The following is a 22,649-nucleotide window of genomic DNA, read 5'->3' as shown; positions in this document are numbered from 1 at the left end:
AAAATACTAGGGTAACAATTTTTAAAGCTTGTTGATATACCAATAGAAAACAGAATTAAAAAAAGTTTTTTAAAAAGAATCTGAAATAAATTCAGATTAAAGGGTAACAAAAAATCAAAGTAATTGATATAACAACAGAAACAAAAAATTAAAAACAAAAAAATTAAAATACTGGGGTAACAATTTTAAAACCGAATTGATATAACAGTATAAAACAAGAAAATCATTTTTAACAATATTAAAACCAAGAAATCATGAAAAGAAATTTTAAAACAATCGGACTTTTATTTTTAGCAGCATTATCATTCGTAGGTTGTAACGACGAAGAAACAGTAGAAACTCCAGCAACTGCAGCAGAATTTGCAAATGTAAGACAAGTTGCTTTAGACAAAATCAAACAAGAATTTACAATAAATGCTGGAGATGGTGCTGTAACTTTAACTTCTAAAAAAGGAGTAAAATTAACCATCAACGGAAATTGCTTAACTAAAGACGGAAACCCAGTAACGGGTGAAGTAAAAATCGAATATGTAGAGTTATTTGACAAAGGAAACATGTTAGTTACTAACAAACCAACAATGGGAATTATGCCTGACGGAAATAGAAACTTACTAATTTCAGGAGGAGAATTCTTTATCAAAGCGACTCAAAACGGAAAAGAATTAGCTACGACTTGTAATATGACTTTGTTAGTACCTGCGAATTTAACTGGAGGTGTAGATCCAACGATGACATTGTGGAAAGGTATCATTGACGACGAAGGAAACCTTGCTTGGAAAGACGCAGGAAGAGCAGACGGAACAAATGGAGGAAAAGGTGGCGTACAGGCTGAAGGAAACAACTATTATGTGAGTTTTGGAAATTTTGGATGGACCAATGTTGATAAATTTTACAGTGACCCAAGACCTAAAACTACTATTCTTGCTGATGCTCCAGAAGGATACGACAACACAAATAGTGCTATCTACTTATCATACGATGGAGAAGGAACAAATGCTCTAGCCAAATTAGACACCTACACTGCTCAAGGATTATTTAGCGAACATTACGGTCAAATTCCAGTAGGTTTAGCTTGCCACGTAATCTTTGTAACTGAAGAAAATGGCAACTGGAGATATGCTATCAAAGGAGTAACTGTTCAAGCCAATGACGTTTACACTTTCACAATGGCAGAAACTACTGTAGGTACAGAAGCCCAATTAATTGCCGCAATCAATGCGATTCAATAAAGATTCCCAAATTTAATTTCTGAAAAAAGTGATGATTTGCTCATCACTTTTTTCTATTTTTAAAAGATTTTTAAAAAACCAAACCAAAAAAATTAGTAGCTATTCCTGCTGTACGCTGACTCAAGCGAAGCGAACAGGCGAAGCAATCTTCTATGTATTAAAAAAAGCAATAAAAGGATGCCGCTTCCATCAGGGCTAAAACCAGATTTGATTATGAAAAATTTGTTTTCTTTTCTCTTTCTTCTTTGCTCTTTGTTCTCTTTTTCGCAAAAAAAAGTCAAGGACACTGTAACCAGAAGAGCTACGATCAACTACAGTCAAAATGGAAACACTGTGCTTTTCAAACCCGAAACTCCTCCACTGATACCAATTGCAGGAGCACCCAAACCAAGTTTTTCTTATTTATGGGAATTTGGCGATGGCACCTATAGCAAAGCTACCGAACCCAAGCATACGTATAAAAACAAAGGAACTTACAACACCCGATTAACGGTAACTAACAATTACGACAACGGAAAACCGCCGGCTACCCGACCTAAAAAAGTCGTCGTAAATGATTTACCAGATAAAAATTTTGACGAAATTGCATCCGTTGCTAACCAAAATGGCTTTGTACTACAAAAAAATTGCGATCCTATTCCTGACCAAGAAATGGAAGTAATTTTAAGTTATCAAAACCTAGAAAATTATGTGAGCAGCGGAAAAATTTATCTGTTTTACAACGAAAAACAATACAAAGACAACAATTTTGTACTCTCTGATTTTCGTACCTATGCCGGCGAAAGAGAAATTAAAGAAAATACTTTTGCCAGTATTACAGATACCAACCAATCCAACACTTTTGTGGCTTCTAACAGTAATTTGCCAATAAAAAAACACGAAAACACCACCACAGAAGAAGATTTAGAGGCCTCCCTTGCTGATGCACATAAAACATTCAAAAACGTTTCCATACTTGAATTTGACGATGCGAATCCGCAGGAAACTCGTAATGTTTTTTACACCTTTAAAACCACTCCAGAAATGCTTAAAGACACCAGCGCAACCATCACTATGCGTGGTATTTATGTTCCTAATCGTAGTTATAAAAATCATAAAGTAAAAAATCTGGAAATGGAAATCGTCACTTCGCACGACCCTAACAAAATGGGATCCAACGGAAGTTTTATGAATTATCGTTTCGTCCGATTTAAAAGAGTCAATTTCAAAACCCGTTTTCAAAACAACGGTGAAGGCCCAGCTCGAATGATTCGCCTAGAAACCGATATTCCGGATATGTTTGACAAAAAAACGTTCAAAATAGAAGGTATGTATCCCGAATGTCCGATATGTCCCAAAGACGAAGTTCCTACCACAAGCTGTTTGGATACTATAATCAAACAAAAACAAATCTTTTTTACCTTCAAAAACATTTATTTACCGGGAAGCGAGCAAAAAAATGTAAAAGAAAAAGACAGCACTAAAGGTTTTGTAAAATATTCTTTGAAATTCAACAAGGACTTCCACAAAGTAAACACCAAGAGTAGAACAGCTATTTTCTTTGATAAGAACGAGCCAATAATTACCAATTATGCTACCACCCGATTCCTACCTGGAATTTCTATTGGTGCAAAAGCCGGTTACAACATCTATCCTAATTTAGATAAATCCAGCAGTTATTTTGTGGCAGCCACCATTTCTCCATACAAATCTTATCGTTTTTACTGGCAAGCCGAATTAATCAACAGCAAACACGAGTTTACCTCTGAAACCACCGTTACCAATGGTTTTAGCACCACTTCTAATGGAGTTCGTCAACCTACACGTACAACATCAACACTGAGTTATTCCAATTTCAACAACGAAATTCCACTATTAATTCGTTATAATCTCAATAATTATATCGGTATAGGAGCAGGTGTACAAGCGAATATTAATGCCTCGCAAAAAGAAGAACGCTACACTAAAATTGAAACTTTTGAATCGGAAAAACCAGGCTCACCGATTATAGGTACTCAGGAAAACAGCATTTCGAATAGCAAAACATTTACCAATTTTAAATCGGGATTATTATTTGACTTAACTCTAGGTTTTGCTCGTATTGGTCCTAGTTTAGGTGCTCGATATGTGATGAATTTCAAAGAAAATTTCAATTATGTTCAGGTGTATGGAATATGGAAGTTTTAGTTTAATCTTATTTGAACCACATAAGTCACATAAGTTTTTCTAATTTAAAAATGTAAAAAATGAAGTTAACAAAAAGCTATTTAAAAAACTTAACTTATGAAATCAATGGCGCAGCAATTGAAGTACACAAAGAATTAGGTCCTGGATTATTAGAAAGTGTATATCACAAGTGTTTGAAGAAAGAATTATCAAACAGAAAAATCTCATTTGTTTCAGAATTATCAGTGCCTTTAAATTTCAAAGGACTAGACATTGAAACTGATTTACGATGTGATTTACTAATTGAAAACTGCATTGTTATTGAATTAAAAGCTATTGAATTGCTTGCTCCAATTCATCAGGCTCAATTATTAACTTATATGAAATTACTAAAGGCACCAAAAGGAATTTTATATAACTTTCATTGTGTCAATTTATTTAATGAAGGGCAAAAAACTTTTGTAAACGAATATTTTAAAAATTTACCCGAATAACTTTGTGACTTAACTAATCTTATATGTCATATGTGGTTAAAAAGATTCAGCCACAGTTTTTTAAAACATTTTCATGTAATGAAAACAACTTATATGAACTTTTCAAAACTTATTTAAAGTTTAATAAACTTATGTGACTTATGTGGTTAAAAAAATATCTTCTCTTTTTGTTCCTAACACAAATTAGCTTTTCTCAAAGTCTTTCTTTAGAAGACAAAATCTACAATGCCATTGACTCTTTTGTAGCCAATCCAACAACAGAAAATTTAAACCAACTCACTGCTACTGAAGCAGCATTTTGGAAAAACCAAAAACCAAAAACTAAGGACGAACTAGTAGCAATTGTTATACTAAATTGCAACAAAGCCTATTACGAAAATCAATTTAACGAAGTTCAAAAAGCCGTTTCCAGTTACGAGAAAGCATGGAAAATCTATCAAAAATACCATCTTAAAAACTATGATATTGTCGAATATTGCCTAAAACCTCTAGGCAACTTGTATAGCATTCTGGGCGATTATGACAATGCCGAAAACACTATCAAACAATATTATTACATTGCTACTCAAGAAAAAGATCAAGCAAAAAAAATAGCAGCCATTCTCAATTTATCGAATGTATATCAAAACTCGGGCAAGAATGATTTAGCAATAGATTTGCTGGAAAAAACCATTCAAACAGAAAAACTATCCAAAATTCAAAAAGGTATTTTATGGAATAATTTAGGAAATAGCTATGTTTTAAATTATAGAAATCAGGGGTCAACTGTAAAATTTGTTCCAAATATCTTTGACAAATTAGAAAGTTCCTATCTAAAAGCTATCCAATTACTACAATCAGACAAAACACAAAGCGAAACACTAGCCAATTGTTACCGCAATTTAGCTTCTCTCAATGCACAATGGCTACGATTTGATGTAGCCAATTCCTATTTTGATAAAGCGAGAAAGTATTTCTACGCCACACCCAATCTTAGCCCACGCCAAATAGCCCAATTCAAATACGAAGAAGCCTCTTTATTTTTCAAACAGCAAAAACTCAAAGAAGCAACAGCATCTATTGAAGCCATTTTTAAACTTTTAATCCCCAATTACAACCCTAAAAAAAGTGAACTTCCTGAACAGAATTCGCTTTACACCGAAAATAGCTTATTGGATGCTTTAGACTTGAGAGCAGCAATTTTTTCACTACAAAACCAAGAAAAAAAGGCATTAGAAGCTTATAATTTGGCTTTTCACATCGAAGAATTGTTTTCCAATATGATGATTTATGAAAACTCTAAAATCATCCATCAAAACCGCGTTCGGATGCGCACTGAAAAGTGTATCGCTGTCTACTACCATTTGTACCAAAAAGAACCTAAACAAAACTATATCGAAGCTGCATTTCAATTGGCTGAACAAAGTAAATCAGGTGTTTTAAAAAGTTTTTTATCCAAAAAAACAAGCCTTTCGAGAAAAGAAAAACTCCATTTAGAACAACTGCAAAACTGGAGTAATACCATTTTAAAAGAACAACAAAAAGGCGATTTAGCCAATATTGAAAAAATAAACGAAGCAATTGAAAAGCAAAATGGATTAATGCTTTCGCTCAAAAAAAATCGTGCTAAAAATACCGTTTCGGAACAAGAAACTATCGACATAAAAGCTTTATTCGAGAAATTAGAAAAAGACAAAGCAATGATGATTGAGTATTTTTCAGGTTTTGAAAAAATGTATTTTTTTACCTTGGCTAACAATAGAATAAAAATGGATTATTATTGGGATAACCATACTGCCACCCCTAAAATAATTTCATTCTTAGATTTTTTTAGTGATTCCAATAAAATAATTGACAACATTTCAGATTACAATCATTATGGTTATTCATTATACAAAATGCTGAAATTACCAATAAATTCAAACTACAAAAACCTCATCATCGTTCCAGATGGTATATTGAATTTTCTTCCTTTTGAAGCCTTAATTACAAAAGAATCGAAAACAACCAACTTTGCTCAGATGCATTATATGTTGAATGATTTTAATCTTGGATATGAAAACTCAGCGCAATTTTATTTGTCCTTCGACAAGCTCAGGATGACAAATAAGGACAAAACGGTTTTGGGTGTTTTTCCCGTTTTTGAGAAAACCCCATTGGAATTATCCTATTCTAAAAACGAAATGAAGTCCATCCAACACAATTTTAAAGGAAAATATTTAACTAATAAAGCGGCTAATTTCAAAAATTTCAGCATTAGTGCAGCCAATTATTCCATTTTACACCTCTCCACTCATGCTGATGCTGGGGACATCCTAGCACCGGCAAGTATCAAATTTTACGATCAGGATATTCTATACTCGGAATTGTATCATTTAAAAATCCAACCTGATTTGGTGGTATTAAGTGCCTGTGAAACGGGAATTGGCAAACTCTATAAATCTGAAGGCGCCATGAGTATTGCTCGCGGATTTCAATGGGCCGGAGCGCAAAACTTGCTATTTTCTTTATGGAAAGTGAATGATTACACCACTTCGGTTTTTATGGAATCGTTTTACCAAAATATCAAAAACGGCCAATCCTATCAGCAAGCCAACACCAATGCCAAAAGAGATTTCTTAAACAATCCTGAGATTTCTAATGCCAAAAAATCACCTTATTACTGGAGTGCCTTTGTGTATTATGGTACTTTGGAAAACAATAAAACCCCAACAAATTATACATACATTGTATTGGGAATTCTATTCGTAATTGCCTTAATTTGGCTTTTTATCCGATATAAAAATGAAAAAGCTACAAGAAGTCCTAAAAAAGGAAAAATATAAAAAAGTAAAATTCAAAATTACTAAAACCCAACACCTACTCATTAAAGCCAAAATCAATGGTATTGAAGGTCGTTTTATTCTGGACACAGGCGCTTCCAATAGTTGTGTAGGTTTTGAACATATTGGGCTTTTTCAACTCCAAGCAGAAGATTCAAATACGAAAGCATCTGGGGCTGGGGCTACTGGAATGCACACGCAAACTGCCAAAGAAAACAAATTACAATTAGGCACATGGAAAAACAACGACTTTGACTTGATCATCTTTGACATGTCCCACGTCAATGAAGCCCTGACAGCCTATAAAGTAAAAACAGTAGATGGGATTATTGGTGCCGATATTTTATTGAAAGGTAAAGCTATTATAGACTATTATAATAATTGTGTATATTTACGTTAACCAACTCTAAACCAAAATAGTATGAAATCTGTTTTTTATAAAGTAGCTTGCTTAGCTCTTGGAATGCTGTTATTTTCTTGTTCTACCGAAGAAAATATTGGAGAAATCCAATCTACACCTACAGCAACAAATCCAAATTCATCTATCATGGAAAGACCTTCAAATTCAAAAATACCAGTCATCACCTCAAAAATATGGGAGTTTAACGATTTAAATGAATGGGAAGACGCAACACAGGTGGGTGTTCCAAATTATTTCATAGACAATGGAAATTTACGGATTTTTACCAATGCCAATACCTGGGACAGAACCAAGGTAAAATCAGCATTAACATATACAACAGGAACTTACTCTTGGCGTGTGTTTGTTCCAGAAATGGGCGTAGGTGATTGTGCTAGTATTGGCGCTTTTTTATACAGTGATGATACGCACGAACTCGACTTTGAAATAGGCTATGGAAACACAACTATTCGCCAACAATTGAATGCTGATATTGACGACCTCATTGTATATGCTACTTCACAGGCCAATCCTTCACATTCGTTTCCAAGTACAATCAAAAGACAACAATGGTATACTTTAAGTATCGATTTGGTATTAAATGCCAAAAATAAATATGTAGCAACATGGAAAATTGACGATGTAGTCTTAACTTCTAAAGTTCTGACTTACGGAACAAGAACCAAATTTAAAATTTTCTGTAGTTTAGAAAATCTAAGTTTCATAGGAGACCATATCCCAACAATTCAAAATTACACCTTATTTGATTGGGTAAAGTGGAATTAAAAAATAAAACTTTCTTTTAGTTCAAAAGAAGGCTTTGTTTTTAACCTATTTTTTTGATTTTTTCTTCGAATACGACGCATTGGAATTTTCTCCTAATGCCCAAAAGAGACCACCTTTGAGATGTTTTAAAAATACTGGATCCACATAATCTTTACTATCATGGCCTAAAGCGGTATAAAAAACCTTGCCGCCTTCAAATTCGTGACACCAAGCAAGAGGCAAATAATCACCAAAAGTACGTCCAGGATAGATCTCTTTTTCGCTGTCGTTTACCGTTCGCATATCTGCCGCTAAAAGGACATGATTATTCGGATTGAATTCCATCATATAATAACATTCGTCTTCTTTTGTCCATGTTTCTCCCAACATCGAAGTAGAAGGATGATTTTTATCAATCACCCTTATGTCGAAAGACTGAAAAGCAGGATGTCTTTTAAATCTTCCTCCCACCATTTGGGCATACCAAGGCCATGATTTTTCAGAATCCGATGCACTGTGAACTCCTACAAAAGCGCCACCAGAACGGATATAACTTACTAATGCTTGTCTTTGTTCCTCGGTGTCAAAAATGGCATTACAGGTATTCGAAAAAACCAAACAGCTATATTTTGCTAAATTTTGGGTATTCATCACGGCGGGATCATCCGAAACATCTACAATTAAATTCATTTCGGCTCCAATTTTCTTCCAGGCCTCCACACTAAATGGAATATTTTGATGCACATAGCCTTTGCCATTTTTAGTATAAACCAAAATTCGTTTTTTATCTAGTGGATTAGCTAACACAGAGTTTAAGCCAAAAACAATTATAAGCAGTAGTAATTTGATTTTCATAGTTCTCCGTTTATTTCCCGAATATAAAAAGAAAATCCCAAACTCCTTAAAAAATTGGAATTTGGGATTTATATCTAGATTCTTCGCTTGCGGTCAGAATGACATTTTTGAATTACAATTCAAATGCTTTTTTAGGATTTCCACCGCAAAGCAATTCTACTGGGTTTTCTAATGCTTCTTTAACAGCCACTAAGAAACCTACAGACTCACGACCGTCGATAATTCTGTGATCATAAGATAAAGCGATGTACATCATTGGGTGAATTTCAACTTTACCGTTTACAGCGATTGGACGCTCAATGATGTTGTGCATTCCTAAGATTCCAGATTGTGGAGGGTTGATAATTGGCGTAGACAACATTGATCCAAATACACCACCGTTAGTGATTGTAAATGTTCCACCAGTCATATCATCAACTGTAATTTGACCGTCACGAGCTCTTAAAGCCAATCTTTTGATTTCAGCCTCAATTCCACGGAAAGTTAAATTCTCAGCGTTACGAACCACAGGAACCATCAATCCTTTTGGTCCTGAAACTGCGATAGAGATATCACAGAAATCAAATCCAATTTTGTGGTCACCGTCCATCATAGAGTTTACATCAGGGAACAATTCTAAAGCTCTTGTTACCGCTTTTGTAAAGAATGACATATATCCTAAACCTACACCACCATGTTTTACTTTGAATGCATCTTTGTATTCATTACGCAATTGGTTAATAGGAGTCATGTTTACTTCATTGAAAGTAGTTAACATCGCTGTTTCGTTTTTAGCAGAAACCAAACGTTCCGCTACTTTACGACGTAACATAGATAATTTAGTACGCTCCACTCCACGGCTTCCTCCTGTAGGAGTTCCCATAGATGGAACAGCGTTTACTGCATCATCTTTAGTGATTCTTCCACCTTTTCCTGTTCCTGTTACAGTTGCAGGCGCGATGTTTTTCTCATCTAATATTTTTTTAGCTGCTGGAGATGGAGTTCCTGTAGCATAAGTAGCTGCTGGTGCTGCAGGAGCCACTGGCGCAGGAGCTGCTTTTGGTACCTCAGCCACTGGTGCTGCTGCCGGAGCCGCTGCTGGAGCTGAACCTGATGGTTTAGCTGCTGCAGTATCAATATGACAAACTACTGCTCCTACTGCTACTGCATCACCTTCTTCTGCTTTTAAAGTGATAATACCACTTGCCTCTGCAGGTAATTCTAAAGTAGCTTTGTCTGAATCTACCTCAGCAATAGCTTGATCTTTTTCAACATAATCTCCGTCTTTTACTAACCAAGTTGCAATCTCAACTTCTTTTATAGATTCCCCTGGTGATGGGACTTTCATTTCTAAAATCATCTTTCTTTTTGTTTAAGGTTTGGATCGTTTAACGTTCAAAGCACAATAGCGTAACTTTAAACCTTAAACTTTAAACTAATTTTTTATCTAAATAAATTTTTATCAAATACCATTCTGATAGCATCAGCATGACGACGTTTAGCTCTTGTATAACTTCCCGCTGCCGGTGCTGAGTATGCTTTTAATGAAGCTAATCTCCATTTAACCAGATCAAAGTTAGCCAACATATACGTGTAAGCTCCCATGTTTTTAGGTTCTTCCTGAGCCCAAACATAATCATCTGCATTTGGATATTGTGCAATAATTGCTTTTAATTGTTCTACTGGCAATGGGAACAATTGCTCGATACGAACAACTGCAACATCATTACGTCCGTTGTTTTCTCTTTCTGCAACGATATCATAGTAGAATTTACCTGTACAGAAAACCAAAGTTTTCACCTCTTTTTTGTTTACTGTAGTATCGTCTATAGTTTCTTGGAATTCTCCGCTCACTAATTCTTCAACTGTAGATACACATCTTGGATCACGCAGTAAACTTTTTGGAGAGAATACTACCAATGGTTTACGGTAATCTGTTTTCATTTGTCTTCTTAACAAGTGGAAAAAGTTGGCTGGAGTTGTACAATCAGCTACATACATATTGTGACGTGCGCACAATTGTAAATAACGTTCCATACGTGCTGAAGAGTGCTCCGCTCCCTGTCCTTCATAACCGTGAGGTAATAACATTACCAAACCGTTTTGGTTGTTCCATTTGTCTTCACCACAAGAAATATATTGGTCAATCATGATTTGAGCACCATTAGAGAAATCTCCAAATTGTGCTTCCCAGATTGTCAAAGAATTTGGATTAGCTAAAGCATAACCATAATCAAATCCTAATACTCCATATTCAGATAAGAAAGAGTTGAAAATACGGAAGTTTCCTTTTTTGTTTTCGATAGCATCTAATAATACTACTTCTTCCTCAGAATCTTCTACTTTTACTACCGCATGACGGTGAGAGAAAGTACCACGCTCCACGTCTTGTCCTGAAATACGAATATCAAATCCTTCGGTCAATAAAGTACCATAAGCTAAGGCTTCGGCTGTACCCCAATCTAACGTATTGTTGTCATAACCTACTTTACGATCAGTAACAATTTTTCTAATCTTGTTAATGAATTTTTTATCTTCCGGTAAAGAAGAAATGGTATTAATAATAGAATCCAAAGTAGCTTTTTCTACTTTTGTATCAACTTTTTTCAACATCACATCGTCAGAAACCTGCTTGAATCCTTTCCATTCATCCTGCATAAACGGAGTGATGATAGTCAAATCTTTTTTACGAGAAGCTTCTAAGTTATGATCTAAGTCGTCTTTGTATTCCTTCTCTAAAGTTGACACTAAGTTAGCATCAATGATTCCTTCCGATAATAATTTTTCAGCATAAATATCTCTTGGATTTCTGTGCTTAGCAATAATTTTATATAATACTGGTTGTGTAAAACGAGGTTCATCACCTTCGTTGTGACCGTATTTTCTATAACCTAATAAATCGATGAAAACGTCACGTCCAAATTGCATTCTGAAATCCAATGCAAATTGCATAGCGTGAACAACAGACTCAGCATCATCCGCATTTACGTGTAATACTGGCGACAAAGTTACTTTGGCAACATCTGTACAATAAGTTGATGAACGAGCATCTAAATAGTTAGTTGTAAATCCAACTTGGTTATTAATAACAATATGAATTGTTCCACCTGTTTTATAACCATCTAACTGAGCCATTTGAATGATTTCGTAAAGAATCCCTTGTCCTGCAATTGCAGCATCACCGTGAACAGCGATAGGTAACACTTTAGAGAAATCATCTGGGAAATATTTATCTTGTTTTGCTCTGGTAATTCCTTCAATAACCGCACCTACAGTTTCTAAGTGAGAAGGGTTTGGCGCTAAGTTAATGTTGATTTTTTTACCTGACTTAGTGATTTTGTCTGCTGTAAGTCCTAAGTGGTATTTTACGTCACCGTCAAAATACTCCTGATCGTAGTCTTTTCCGTCAAACTCGCTGAAGATATCTTGAGTCGATTTACCAAAGATATTCGCCAAAACGTTCAAACGACCACGGTGAGCCATTCCCATTACGAATTGTTCTACACCTTTTTCGGCAGCTCTTTCAATTAAAGCGTCCAAAGCTGGAATAATCGATTCTCCTCCTTCAAGGGAGAAACGTTTTTGACCTACGTATTTTGTATGCAAGAAGTTCTCGAAAGAAACCGCTTGATTTAATTTATTTAAAATTCCCTTTTTCTCATCAGCAGTAAATGTTGGACGGTTTTCGTTGATATTTAAACGATCTTGAATCCAGTCTACAATTTCTGGTCTACGAATATACATATACTCGATACCAATATGCTGACAATAAACTGTTTTTAAATTACTAATGATTTGAGACAAAGTTGAAGGTGGTAAACCTAAAATTTTGGCGGCATCAAAAGTGGTATTCAAATCCGCTGAAGACAGTCCGAAATTTTCTATATCAAGTGTTGGAGAAAAAGTTCTACGTTCTCTAACGGGATTTGTTTTAGTAAACAAATGCCCTCTTGAACGGTATCCATCGATAAGTTTTACGACTTTAAATTCTTTTTGAAGGTGCTCTGAAATAGCGCTATTATCCACAGAACTTGAAGCTGCTGAAGCTGCTGGAGCTACTTCTCTGCTGTATTGAATTGGATTTTCGTCATTATACGTTTCCATTCCAAAATCGAAACCTTGAAAAAAACTTCTCCAGCTAGGCTCTACGCTATCTGGATTTTCTAAATATTGATCGTATAATTGAGCGAAAAATTCGGTATGCGCTGCATTTAAAAATGAAAACCTATCCATAATATTAGTGAATATACTTTTTGTTAAAATAGTTTGGCAAAAGTACAATAATCAACTAAATTAGCTTTAAATTTAAAACACTTTTAACTGTTAAAATGTTAAATCCCTAAACACTTATGGCAAAAAAACATACGATTGCTCTATTTCATGTCATTTGGATCACACTTTTAGGATTATCGACCTCTTCCTTATCCGCTCAAAACCAAAACTCTAATTTTGAATCAGGCCCTAATTTTTGGGAAAAAGTACAATTTGGAGGCGGCTTAGGATTGAGTTTTGGCAATCGATATACTGATATTTCTATCGCTCCAAGCGCCATTTACAATGTTAACGACTATTTCGCTGTAGGTTTAGGTGCTCAATATACCTATGTTAAAGTGAAAGACTCTCATGATTCTAACTTATATGGCGGAAGCCTTATCACCTTATTCAACCCTTTACCAGAAATCCAACTTTCGGCCGAATTAGAACAATTAAGAGTGAATGTTAATGGCATTGGCAACAATAATTTTAGTAGCAACTTTTGGAATACCGGATTATTTTTAGGTGCTGGTTACCGAAATGGCAACGTAACTATTGGCGCTCGATACAATGTTTTACACGATGAAAACAAAAGCGCTTATAGCGATGCTTTCATGCCTTTCGTGAGGTTTTATTTTTAAAAAAGGGACTGAGATTCTAAGTCACGAAGGCTCTAAGATTTTAATTCAACAGCAAAATATGTTTATACCAATTGTAATAATTCCAGTTCTTGTATTTGCAATAATTTTCGCTGTTAAATCTTCAAATAAAAATAGAGAACAACAATACTCCATTCTAATCGAAAATATAACAGAAGAAATAGAACTTTACACAGAACAAACAAAAAGTCTCAATATAACTATTGGATTAAACAACAGCGATTTTCTATTTAATCACTGTGATTTATATGTAATAAAAAATGCAATTATAATATTAGGTTTTACTAAGAATAGTTTTTTTAAACAACTTTCAACCCCCATTATTTTAACTCATGAATTGAATAAATTCTCAAGTAGATTTCCATTTGCTCGTGTAAAAAAACCAAATAAAGTAAATTTCGAAAACGATGTATTGAAAATTAATTTTGGAGAAAAGGGAATTACGAAAACTGAAATTATTCTTAAATTAACATCATTAAATAAAAATGAGATAAATAAAATTAAAGAAATAGCTCAAAAAAACAACTGGAATACAAACTTAAAAACAATATTACAAGAGAGAATTTCATAATTCAAAACCTCAACCTCTCAGATTCTTAGCAACTCAGCCACTTACTTAAACTTATTTCGAAACCACACTTTTTGCCATTCTCGCTTTAGAATCAAAAAAGCGACATCTTCGGCTAGGTTAACCAAATCAGAACCATCGAGTTTTTTCACTTCCTCTTCCGATACATCAATCACATACAAAAGGTTGAGATACTCCGCAAATTTATACTGAATCAATCGGTAGATTTTTTCATGCAATTGAATCTTCAATTCGTCAGGAGAAATGCTCATGGGAAAATCCACTCCTTCATTAGCCAAATTAAAATCTTTATTTAGCTGCTCTACTAGTTTGAGATACAAGGCTTCTTTTTGAGCTTCCTCAAAAAGTAAATCGGCATTTAATGGAGTAACATACATAGTTTTCAATTTTAATAGTAAAACTCAAGAGCAATGGCAATAACAATATTGCTATTTTTACACTTTTCGTCCCATCAAACCTTCGCCAAATGCTCTTAAAATACTTTTCTTTTCAGCATTAATATCCATTTTTTCAAGGGTTTCAAAAGCTTTATAAGTATACTCTTCTATCGCCTGTTGAGTGGCTTTGGCTGCTCCAGAATTCACAAATATCTCTTTAACCTGAGCAATTTTTGCTTCATTATCCTCCATTTGAATCGAAAACAAATCCGCTAGTTCCTGCTTATCCACACCATTAGCAAATTCCATCCCTTTTAAGTACAAATAGGTCTTTTTATTTTCAATAATATCACCACCTACTTGTTTTCCAAAAGTTGCTGGATTACCAAAAGCGTCTAAATAATCGTCTTGCAACTGAAATGCAATTCCCAGATTCAAACCAAAATCATAAATTAAATTCGCATTTTCAGCAGAAGTTTCGGCAATAATAGCTCCCATTTTCATTGCAGCAGCAACAAGAACAGCCGTTTTGTATTCAATCATTTTCAAATATTCGGGTACCGTAACATCAATTCTTGTTTCAAAATCCACATCCCATTGTTGCCCTTCACAAACCTCCAAAGCAGTTTTACTAAACAATTTAGCCAGATCTCTAAAAATAACAGCATCGTAGGCTTCAAAATATTGGTAAGCCAGAATTAACATGGCATCACCTGACAAAATCCCCGTATTAATATTCCATTTTTCATGAACCGTAACATTCCCTCTTCGCAAAGGTGCATCATCCATAATATCATCATGAACCAAAGAAAAATTATGAAAAACTTCTACTGCTAAAGCTGCTGGTAATGCTTTTTCGTACGACACATCAAAAACCTCTGCACTCATCAACGTTAGTACGGGACGAATTCTTTTTCCACCCAAACCTAGTATATAATGTATAGGCTCATATAAATTTTTAGGTTCCTTAATTTCTAATTGCGACTGAAGATAATTAGATACAAATTCTTGATACTGATTTACGGAGTGCATAAAGTTAATTTTCGGGCTAATTTACAGCATTCCCATTGGATAACAAACTCCGTACATCAATGAAATGTTAAATTATCATAAAAACAATGGAAACTATTTTGGTGTTAAAAGTTTCCTTTCTATATTTGCCCTGATTTTAACAAATAAATTACCCGATACTAATTTAGCATCTGGAAAATTAAAAAAGCTATCCTACTTAAAATGAGATTTTTATGAAAACAAAATGGAAAGTTAACTCGAAACAATCAGATGTATTAATTCGAATGAGACATTCAATAATAGCTTATTTAGGAGGAAACTTAGATACTTTTCAGGGCTATGCAAGTGTCAATAATAATGAAATTGAAGATGCTACTATTGCTTTTTCATTAGATGTTAAAAACCGAGAAACGAAGTTGGAACAGTTTAGCAATTATTTAAAATTGAATGATTTTTTCGATGTGAACCAATATCCAACGATAAGTTTTAAATCGACCTCTTTTCAAAAAATAAATAAAAACATAAACTTCTTAAAAGGAGACTTAACTATAAAAAACATAACTAAATCAGTTGAACTAGATGTGGAACTTATAGAAAGAGATTATATAAATGGTGAGCAAAAAATTGCTGTTGAACTCACTGCCGATATTAACAGAAAAGATTTTGGACTTGCCTATAATTCATTCCACAGTAACAACGGCCTTACTACAGGTCAAGATATAAAACTAGTTGCTAATCTAGAATTTAGTATCTAATCAAGAATAAAATGAAAGAGAAAATTATATCAAAAGCAACAGATATGTTTTTGAAACTGGGTTTCAAAAGCGTGACTATGGACGATATAGCTGGAGAAATGTGTATTTCTAAAAAAACTATTTATAAATATTTTTGCAACAAAGAAAAACTTATCGAAGAAGGAACAGAAATCATTCACCAAAACATCCACAAACTAATGGATGAAGTGGTTTCTAAAAATTATAATGCGATCGAAGAAAACTTTGAAATGCGTAAAATGTTTAAAGAAATGTTTCAGTCCTTTGATCATTCGCCAGCCTATCAGTTAAAAAAACATTACCCTCAAATCTATGAGAAATTAATGGTTAATGAAATGGAAGACTGCAAGAAAATGTTTTCACAAAATGTAATAAAAGGGATTGAACAAGGACTATACAGACCCAATGTAGATATTGAATCGGCAACTCGATTTTACCATACCCTCATCTTTTCAATAAATGAAAATACCATTTTAGAACGGGACGCATACGAACTTGAAGGTAAGGCATTAGAATATCACACCAGAGCACTCGCAACAGAAAAAGGAATTATAGAACTCGAAAAACACTTACTTAACATAAATAAACAATGAGAAAATTATTAATACTAACAATTTTGTCCTTTGTAAACATAACAAATGCACAAGAAAAAACCACGCTCACTTTGAAAGAGGCCATTAAATACGCCTTAGAGAACAAAGCTGATGCTAAAAAAGCACAATTAAAAGTGGAAAACAGTGAATATCAAATTCAGGAAGTGCGTTCCAGAGCTTTACCACAAATTTCGGCTAATGGAAACCTAACTTACAATCCTATTTTGCAATTAAATGCATTACCTGGAGATTTCTTTGGCGCTCCAGGAACAACGCTTTTAGCACCTTTAGGACAAAAATGGACTGCTACGGGAGGTGTTTCATTAACACAAACACTTTTTGACCAATCAGTTTTTACAGGTTTAAAAGCAGCCCGTACTACTCGCGAATTTTATCAAATCAACAATCAATTGACTGAAGAGGAAGTAATTGAACGTGTAGCTAACAATTATTATCAGGTTTATGTTTTGCGCCAAAAATTAGCTTTAGCAGAAACGAATTTAAAAACAACTTCTAAAGTTCGTGACATTGTTAAAGGACAATTCGACAATGGTCTTGCAAAAAAAATTGATTTGGACAGAATGAATGTTAATTTATCCAATATCAATACACAAAGACAACAAATCCTAAATTCGGTACAATTACAGGAAAATGCATTAAAATTCTATATGGGAATGCCAATGGATTCCCAAATTGATATTCCTAAAGCAGAATTTGAAGTGACTCCAGCTGCAATTGCCGAAGCTCCAAATACAGCAAACCGCACTGAATATTTGTTACTTAAAAAACAGGAAGAATTATTAGTATTACAAAGAAAGGCAACATTAGCAGCTTATTACCCTACACTTTCTCTTTCTGCAAACTATAACTACATTGGTCAGGGACCTGAAATGCCTTTATTTGCAAAACCTTCTAATGGTGTTTACTGGTCTGATTTCTCAGCAATTGGATTAAATTTAAGAGTACCTATCTTTTCAGGATTTGGTACCAAAGCTAAAGTAAAACAGGCTGATGTTCAACTTAGAACCGTACAAGAAGACATTAAAGACACCCAATTAGCATTGGATTTAGATTATAAAAATGCTATAACACAAATCGAAAATAGCATCATCACGCTTGAAAACCAAAAAGAAAACATGCGACTTGCGGATGAAATTTTAAAGAACATCAACAACAACTATTTACAAGGATTAGCATCATTAACAGACTTATTAGATGCAGAAAATGCATCAATAGAAGCACAAAACAACTACACTGCAGCCGTTTTAGACTATAAACTGGCAGAAATCAAACTAATTAAATCAAAAGGCGAACTAAAAACATTAATAAACAACTAACATGAAAAGAATTATAACTACTTCAGTCATTATTATTGCATCACTGGCACTAATAGGATTTATATTGACAAAGAACAAAAAGGAAAACGAGGAAAAAATTGCTATTGTTGCTGAGAAAAACGCCAGTGTTTCTGTAAAAGTAGCTACTGTAAAAACCGAAGAAGTATCTTTAGATTTTGTTGCCAATGGAAACTTTGAACCAAAACAAGAATTAAGCTTAGAGGCTGAAAAATCTGGAAAAGTAATCAAAGTACTTGTAAAAGAAGGTGATCGTGTAGCTGTAGGTCAAACCTTAGCTATTATGAGAGGTGATGCGATCAATGTAAATGCACAAGCAGCAGAAGCAGTGTATCAAAATGCAAAAGCAGATTACAACCGTTTTGAAAGTGCATACAAAACAGGAGGTGTTACTAAACAACAACTAGATCAAGCAAAAGTTGCTTTGACAAATGCTGAAGCCAACTACAAACAAGCAAAAATTAATGTTGGTGATACTCGAATCAAAGCCCCAATAAACGGAATTATCAATGCAAAATTAATCGAACCAGGGTCAATGCTTGCTGCTATGCCTCCTACAAAAATGTTCGAAATAGTAAATGTAAATACTTTAAAACTTACAGTAACAGTAAATGAAGGACAGGTAGCTAACTTAAAAACGGGTACTAATATAACCGTAACCAGCAGTGTGTACCCTGACAAAACATTTTCTGGTAAAATTACTTTTATCGCAGCAAAAGCGGATAGCAGTTTAAATTTCCCTGTTGAAATCGAAATCACTAACAACGCTAATAATGATTTAAAAGCGGGTATGTATGGAACAGCTGTATTTAAATCAGCTCAACAAAAACAAACCATGACAGTAATACCTAGAACAGCTTTTGTAGGTAGTGTAAGTAGTAATCAAGTTTTTGTTGCCGAAAACGGAATTGCTAGACTAAAAACTGTTACTGCAGGAAGAATTTTAGGGGACAAAGTTGAAATCCTAAGCGGTTTATCCGATGGAGATACGGTTATTACAACGGGACAAATCAACTTACAAGACGGTAATACAATAGAAATCATCAAGTAATTAGTGAATTTGCAAATAGTCCCTAGTCCTCAGTCCTTAGCGACTAGTGATTAACTTAAACACTTAAAAAAATCTTAGTTATTAGCCCGTAAATACATAGGACTATACACTAAGGACTATAAAAAAGTAAAATATGAAATTAGCAGAAATATCCATAAAACGTCCTTCCTTAGTTATCGTTCTGTTTACGATACTAACTCTTGGAGGTCTGTTCAGTTACAGCCAGCTGGGCTATGAACTGATCCCTAAATTCGAAATGAATGTAATTACGGTTTCTACTGTATACCCTGGAGCCTCTCCTAGTGAAATTGAAAACACGGTTACTAAAAAAATCGAAGACGCGGTTGCATCCATTGAAAATATTAAAAAAATTGATTCGAAATCCTACGAGAGTCTTTCGGTTGTATCCATAACATTGACTTCAAATGCCAATGCAGATATTTCGATGAACGATGCACAACGAAAAATTAACGCCATATTGAGTGATTTACCAGATGACGCCAAAACACCGTCGCTAAACAAATTCTCTTTGAGTGATATGCCAATCATTACCATTGGTGCCAATGGCAAAATGGACGAAGCCGCTTTTTATGACTTAATCGACAAAAAAATTGCTCCCGTTTTATCTCGTGTACCAGGAGTTGCACAGGTAAACATCATTGGTGGACAAGAACGTGAAATTCAGGTAAACCTTGATGCTACTAAAATGCAAGGATATGGATTATCTATTCCACAAGTGCAACAAATGATTTTAGCTTCCAACCTTGATTTCCCTACAGGAAATATTCAAACTCGTGAACAAAAAATCCTTATCCGTTTAGCTGGTAAATACAAAAATGTTGACGAACTTAGGAATTTAGTAATCTCTTCTAAAAACGGAATTCAAATCCGCTTACAAGACATTGCTGATATTCAAGATACCCAAAAAATTGCAGAGAAAATTGCTCGTGTAGATCAAAAAAGTGCCATCGTTTTACAAATAATAAAACAATCAGATGCTAATGCAGTTGCTGTAAGTGAACAAGTAGCTAAAACGGTTAGCAATCTAGAAAAAGATTACAAGGTTGTACAACTTGAATTAGAAACAGCTAAAGACAGTACTATTTTTACCCTTGAAGCAGCTGATTCGGTTATTCATGATTTATTGATTGCTGTCATATTAGTAGCATTAGTAATGTTGTTCTTCTTGCACAGTATTAGAAACTCATTAATTGTAATGGTTTCTATTCCTGCTTCATTAATTGCAACTTTCATTGGTATTTACTTAATGGGTTACACTTTAAACTTAATGAGTTTACTTGGTTTATCACTCGTTGTAGGTATTCTGGTGGATGATGCCATTGTGGTGTTAGAAAATATTTACAGGCACATGGAAATGGGTAAAAGCCGAATTCGTGCCGCCTTTGATGGAACAGCAGAAATTGGCGGAACAGTAACCTCAATTACCTTAGTAATTGTGGTGGTATTTTTACCAATTGCCATGAGTAGCGGTTTAGTTTCTAATATTATTACCCAATTTTGTACTACTGTAGTAATTTCGACCTTATTATCACTTTTGGCTTCCTTTACTATTATTCCTTGGTTGTCTTCAAGATTTGGAAAATTAGAACATATTGAAGGTAAAAATCTATTTGGAAGAATTATTCTTGGTTTCGAAAGTTTATTAACTCGTTTCACTAACTGGGTTACTGAAATTTTAGAATGGTCTTTAAATCATTATATCAAAACTATCGTTATTGTAGTAATCTTATTCTTTGCTTCTACAATAGGATTATTGGGCGGAGGCTTTATTGGAGGAGAATTCTTTGCTGCTTCGGATAGTGGTGAGTTTTTAGTGCAAATTGAAATGCCAAAAGACGCTTCATTGGAACAAACCAACTTCATGACGCAAAAAGCAGAAGCCTATTTGAAAAAACAAAAATATGTACATAGCCAAATTACCACTGTAGGTCAAACTTCAGAAGGTATGGGGGCTTCGCAGGCAACCACATATAAAGCTGAAATTGATGTTAAAATGATTGAGCAATCAGAACGCACCGATGAAGCTTCTGTATATGCAGCCAAAATGAAACGTCAATTAGAAAAAGTATTGGTTGGTGCCAAAGTAAAAACAGTACCTGTAGGTATTATGGGTTCGGCAGAAGATGCTACTTTAGGATTAATTGTTACCGGTCCTAATGTAGAAAGTGCCATGAAATTTGCCAAATTAGCCGAAGCTGAATTACGTAAAATTCCTGGAACTACCGAGATTAAACTAACCGTTGAAGATGGAAATCCTGAAATCAATGTTCAGGTTGATCGTGATAAAATGGCTGCATTAGGCTTGAATTTACAAACAGTTGGTATGACCATGCAAACAGCTTACAGCGGGAATACAGATGGTAAATTTAGAGCTGGTGAATACGAATACGATATTAACATTAAATACAATGCTTTTGATAGAAAAAACATTACTGATGTAAGCAACTTAATTTTTATTAATGATTTAGGACAACAAATTAAATTATCTCAATTTGCAACTATCACCGAAGGTTCTGGACCTAGTAAATTAGAACGAAGAGACAAAACGGCTTCAGTAACTGTACAAGGTCAAAACATAGGTGTTCCAGCTGGAACTATTGTAACCCAATGGGAGGAAAAACTGCAAAAATTAGAAAAACCTACTGGTGTAAGTTACATTTGGGGAGGTGATCAAGAAAATCAATCCGAAGGATTTGGTACACTTGGAATTGCATTATTAGCGGCTATTATCTTAGTGTACTTAGTTATGGTGGGATTATATGACAGTTTCGTACATCCATTTGTGGTATTGTTTGCTATTCCACTTTCGTTTATTGGAGCCATGTTAGCCTTAGCATTAACGAATAATTCCTTAAATATCTTTACCATTTTAGGTATTATCATGTTGATTGGTTTGGTTTGTAAAAATGCGATTATGCTTGTGGATTATACGAATCAACGTCGTGCTGCCGGAGAAAGTATTCGTACTGCTTTGATTCAGGCAAACCACGCTCGTTTACGTCCTATCTTGATGACAACTATTGCGATGGTATTTGGTATGCTTCCTATTGCTTTGGCTTCTGGAGCTGGTGCCGAATGGAAAAATGGTTTGGCATGGGTAATTATAGGTGGATTAATTTCTTCTTTATTCCTTACTTTAATTATCGTTCCTGTGATTTATGAAATCATGGAAAAAATCATAGCTAAATTCTCTAAAGGTGAAAAAATCGATTACGAAGCCGAAATGGTTGCCGATTACGAGCACCGCGAACTAAGTGAAGATGGTTTTACCCCAAAACACAATATGTAGAATTACCCA

At 34.4% G+C, this 22,649-nt stretch carries 18 protein-coding genes; 13 read left to right on the top strand and 5 right to left on the bottom strand.

Features of this window, described 5'->3' with window-relative positions:
- The first annotated feature begins 254 nt into the window (after positions 1-254).
- From ACFPTQ_RS04270 to ACFPTQ_RS04245, 6 genes are all read left to right on the top strand, one after another.
- Positions 255-1,229 carry a hypothetical protein gene (locus ACFPTQ_RS04270; protein ID WP_379774284.1) on the top strand — a complete coding sequence of 325 codons (975 nt, stop codon included), beginning with the start codon at positions 255-257 and terminating at the stop codon, positions 1,227-1,229.
- A gap of 213 nt (positions 1,230-1,442) precedes the next feature.
- Positions 1,443-3,395 carry a PKD domain-containing protein gene (locus tag ACFPTQ_RS04265; protein ID WP_379774281.1) on the top strand — a complete coding sequence of 651 codons (1,953 nt, stop codon included), beginning with the start codon at positions 1,443-1,445 and terminating at the stop codon, positions 3,393-3,395.
- A gap of 59 nt (positions 3,396-3,454) precedes the next feature.
- Positions 3,455-3,868 (top strand): GxxExxY protein, encoded by a 414-nt coding sequence (locus tag ACFPTQ_RS04260; RefSeq protein ID WP_379774279.1) that lies wholly within the window; start codon positions 3,455-3,457, stop codon positions 3,866-3,868.
- A gap of 140 nt (positions 3,869-4,008) precedes the next feature.
- Positions 4,009-6,672: a CHAT domain-containing protein gene (locus ACFPTQ_RS04255; RefSeq protein WP_379774277.1), complete on the top strand. Its 2,664-nt coding sequence runs from the start codon at positions 4,009-4,011 to the stop codon at positions 6,670-6,672.
- Positions 6,632-7,069, top strand: a complete 438-nt coding sequence (locus ACFPTQ_RS04250) for a retropepsin-like aspartic protease (protein ID WP_379774275.1) — start codon at positions 6,632-6,634, stop codon at positions 7,067-7,069. Before ACFPTQ_RS04255 ends, ACFPTQ_RS04250 begins: the two co-directional genes overlap by 41 nt.
- 21 nt (positions 7,070-7,090) lie before the next feature.
- Positions 7,091-7,855 (top strand): hypothetical protein, encoded by a 765-nt coding sequence (locus ACFPTQ_RS04245; RefSeq protein ID WP_379774273.1) that lies wholly within the window; start codon positions 7,091-7,093, stop codon positions 7,853-7,855.
- 45 nt (positions 7,856-7,900) lie between these two features.
- Here the strand turns inward: ACFPTQ_RS04245 and ACFPTQ_RS04240 are convergent, their stop codons facing one another.
- The 3 genes from ACFPTQ_RS04240 to ACFPTQ_RS04230 all read right to left on the bottom strand — a co-directional run bounded on the left by ACFPTQ_RS04240 (position 7,901) and on the right by ACFPTQ_RS04230 (position 12,901).
- Positions 7,901-8,689: a ThuA domain-containing protein gene (locus ACFPTQ_RS04240; RefSeq protein ID WP_379774270.1), complete on the bottom strand. Its 789-nt coding sequence runs from the start codon at positions 8,687-8,689 to the stop codon at positions 7,901-7,903.
- 112 nt (positions 8,690-8,801) lie between these two features.
- Complete coding sequence (odhB, locus tag ACFPTQ_RS04235) at positions 8,802-10,028, bottom strand: 2-oxoglutarate dehydrogenase complex dihydrolipoyllysine-residue succinyltransferase (RefSeq protein ID WP_379774267.1); 1,227 nt, start codon at positions 10,026-10,028, stop codon at positions 8,802-8,804.
- Between the two features lie 83 nt (positions 10,029-10,111).
- Positions 10,112-12,901, bottom strand: coding sequence for a 2-oxoglutarate dehydrogenase E1 component (locus ACFPTQ_RS04230; RefSeq protein ID WP_379774265.1), 2,790 nt, complete (start codon positions 12,899-12,901; stop codon positions 10,112-10,114).
- A gap of 116 nt (positions 12,902-13,017) precedes the next feature.
- On the opposite strand from ACFPTQ_RS04230, the gene ACFPTQ_RS04225 reads away from it, so the two are divergent.
- Together ACFPTQ_RS04225 and ACFPTQ_RS04220 are read left to right on the top strand one after the other, a co-directional pair.
- Positions 13,018-13,563: a hypothetical protein gene (locus ACFPTQ_RS04225; RefSeq protein ID WP_379774262.1), complete on the top strand. Its 546-nt coding sequence runs from the start codon at positions 13,018-13,020 to the stop codon at positions 13,561-13,563.
- Between the two features lie 58 nt (positions 13,564-13,621).
- Positions 13,622-14,152 (top strand): hypothetical protein, encoded by a 531-nt coding sequence (locus tag ACFPTQ_RS04220; RefSeq protein ID WP_379774260.1) that lies wholly within the window; start codon positions 13,622-13,624, stop codon positions 14,150-14,152.
- A 41-nt stretch (positions 14,153-14,193) separates the two neighbouring features.
- On the opposite strand, the gene ACFPTQ_RS04215 is transcribed toward ACFPTQ_RS04220, so the two are convergent.
- Both ACFPTQ_RS04215 and ACFPTQ_RS04210 read right to left on the bottom strand, forming a co-directional pair.
- A complete protein-coding gene (locus ACFPTQ_RS04215; protein ID WP_379774257.1) occupies positions 14,194-14,547 on the bottom strand; it encodes a hypothetical protein in 354 nt (117 codons plus the stop codon).
- A 57-nt stretch (positions 14,548-14,604) separates the two neighbouring features.
- Entirely contained in the window at positions 14,605-15,579 is a 975-nt protein-coding gene (locus ACFPTQ_RS04210; RefSeq protein WP_379774254.1) for a polyprenyl synthetase family protein, read from the bottom strand.
- A 212-nt stretch (positions 15,580-15,791) separates the two neighbouring features.
- On the opposite strand from ACFPTQ_RS04210, the gene ACFPTQ_RS04205 reads away from it, so the two are divergent.
- The 5 genes from ACFPTQ_RS04205 to ACFPTQ_RS04185 all read left to right on the top strand — a co-directional run bounded on the left by ACFPTQ_RS04205 (position 15,792) and on the right by ACFPTQ_RS04185 (position 22,640).
- On the top strand, positions 15,792-16,313 hold the full coding sequence (locus tag ACFPTQ_RS04205; protein ID WP_379774251.1) for a YceI family protein: 522 nt from the start codon (positions 15,792-15,794) through the stop codon (positions 16,311-16,313).
- An 11-nt stretch (positions 16,314-16,324) separates the two neighbouring features.
- Entirely contained in the window at positions 16,325-16,924 is a 600-nt protein-coding gene (locus ACFPTQ_RS04200; protein ID WP_379774249.1) for a TetR/AcrR family transcriptional regulator, read from the top strand.
- The gene (locus ACFPTQ_RS04195; protein WP_379774246.1) at positions 16,921-18,261 is read left to right on the top strand and encodes a TolC family protein; all 1,341 of its coding nucleotides are present in this window, start codon (positions 16,921-16,923) and stop codon (positions 18,259-18,261) included. Before ACFPTQ_RS04200 ends, ACFPTQ_RS04195 begins: the two co-directional genes overlap by 4 nt.
- Before the next feature lies 1 nt (position 18,262).
- The gene (locus ACFPTQ_RS04190) at positions 18,263-19,330 is read left to right on the top strand and encodes an efflux RND transporter periplasmic adaptor subunit (RefSeq protein ID WP_379774243.1); all 1,068 of its coding nucleotides are present in this window, start codon (positions 18,263-18,265) and stop codon (positions 19,328-19,330) included.
- Positions 19,331-19,463: 133 nt separating this feature from the next.
- Positions 19,464-22,640 (top strand): efflux RND transporter permease subunit, encoded by a 3,177-nt coding sequence (locus tag ACFPTQ_RS04185; RefSeq protein WP_379774240.1) that lies wholly within the window; start codon positions 19,464-19,466, stop codon positions 22,638-22,640.
- The last annotated feature ends 9 nt before the right edge of the window (positions 22,641-22,649 follow it).

The sequence above is a fragment of the Flavobacterium sp. GCM10022190 genome, assembly GCF_042656445.1.
Lineage (GTDB): Bacteria > Bacteroidota > Bacteroidia > Flavobacteriales > Flavobacteriaceae > Flavobacterium > Flavobacterium nitratireducens.
This window is presented reverse-complemented; position numbering and strand designations above follow the sequence as displayed.

Excerpts from the sequence above, each read along its gene's own strand:
- ACFPTQ_RS04270 (WP_379774284.1), top strand. The coding sequence starts at position 255 with ATGAAAAGAAATTTTAAAACAATCGGACTTTTATTTTTAGCAGCATTA.
- ACFPTQ_RS04220 (WP_379774260.1), top strand. The coding sequence starts at position 13,622 with ATGTTTATACCAATTGTAATAATTCCAGTTCTTGTATTTGCAATAATT.
- ACFPTQ_RS04250 (WP_379774275.1), top strand. The coding sequence starts at position 6,632 with ATGAAAAAGCTACAAGAAGTCCTAAAAAAGGAAAAATATAAAAAAGTA.
- ACFPTQ_RS04255 (WP_379774277.1), top strand. The coding sequence starts at position 4,009 with ATGTGGTTAAAAAAATATCTTCTCTTTTTGTTCCTAACACAAATTAGC.
- ACFPTQ_RS04265 (WP_379774281.1), top strand. The coding sequence starts at position 1,443 with ATGAAAAATTTGTTTTCTTTTCTCTTTCTTCTTTGCTCTTTGTTCTCT.
- ACFPTQ_RS04260 (WP_379774279.1), top strand. The coding sequence starts at position 3,455 with ATGAAGTTAACAAAAAGCTATTTAAAAAACTTAACTTATGAAATCAAT.
- ACFPTQ_RS04185 (WP_379774240.1), top strand. The coding sequence starts at position 19,464 with ATGAAATTAGCAGAAATATCCATAAAACGTCCTTCCTTAGTTATCGTT.
- ACFPTQ_RS04200 (WP_379774249.1), top strand. The coding sequence starts at position 16,325 with ATGAAAGAGAAAATTATATCAAAAGCAACAGATATGTTTTTGAAACTG.
- ACFPTQ_RS04210 (WP_379774254.1), bottom strand. The coding sequence starts at position 15,579 with ATGCACTCCGTAAATCAGTATCAAGAATTTGTATCTAATTATCTTCAG.
- ACFPTQ_RS04205 (WP_379774251.1), top strand. The coding sequence starts at position 15,792 with ATGAAAACAAAATGGAAAGTTAACTCGAAACAATCAGATGTATTAATT.
- ACFPTQ_RS04195 (WP_379774246.1), top strand. The coding sequence starts at position 16,921 with ATGAGAAAATTATTAATACTAACAATTTTGTCCTTTGTAAACATAACA.
- ACFPTQ_RS04225 (WP_379774262.1), top strand. The coding sequence starts at position 13,018 with ATGGCAAAAAAACATACGATTGCTCTATTTCATGTCATTTGGATCACA.
- odhB (WP_379774267.1), bottom strand. The coding sequence starts at position 10,028 with ATGATTTTAGAAATGAAAGTCCCATCACCAGGGGAATCTATAAAAGAA.
- ACFPTQ_RS04245 (WP_379774273.1), top strand. The coding sequence starts at position 7,091 with ATGAAATCTGTTTTTTATAAAGTAGCTTGCTTAGCTCTTGGAATGCTG.
- ACFPTQ_RS04240 (WP_379774270.1), bottom strand. The coding sequence starts at position 8,689 with ATGAAAATCAAATTACTACTGCTTATAATTGTTTTTGGCTTAAACTCT.
- ACFPTQ_RS04230 (WP_379774265.1), bottom strand. The coding sequence starts at position 12,901 with ATGGATAGGTTTTCATTTTTAAATGCAGCGCATACCGAATTTTTCGCT.
- ACFPTQ_RS04215 (WP_379774257.1), bottom strand. The coding sequence starts at position 14,547 with ATGTATGTTACTCCATTAAATGCCGATTTACTTTTTGAGGAAGCTCAA.
- ACFPTQ_RS04190 (WP_379774243.1), top strand. The coding sequence starts at position 18,263 with ATGAAAAGAATTATAACTACTTCAGTCATTATTATTGCATCACTGGCA.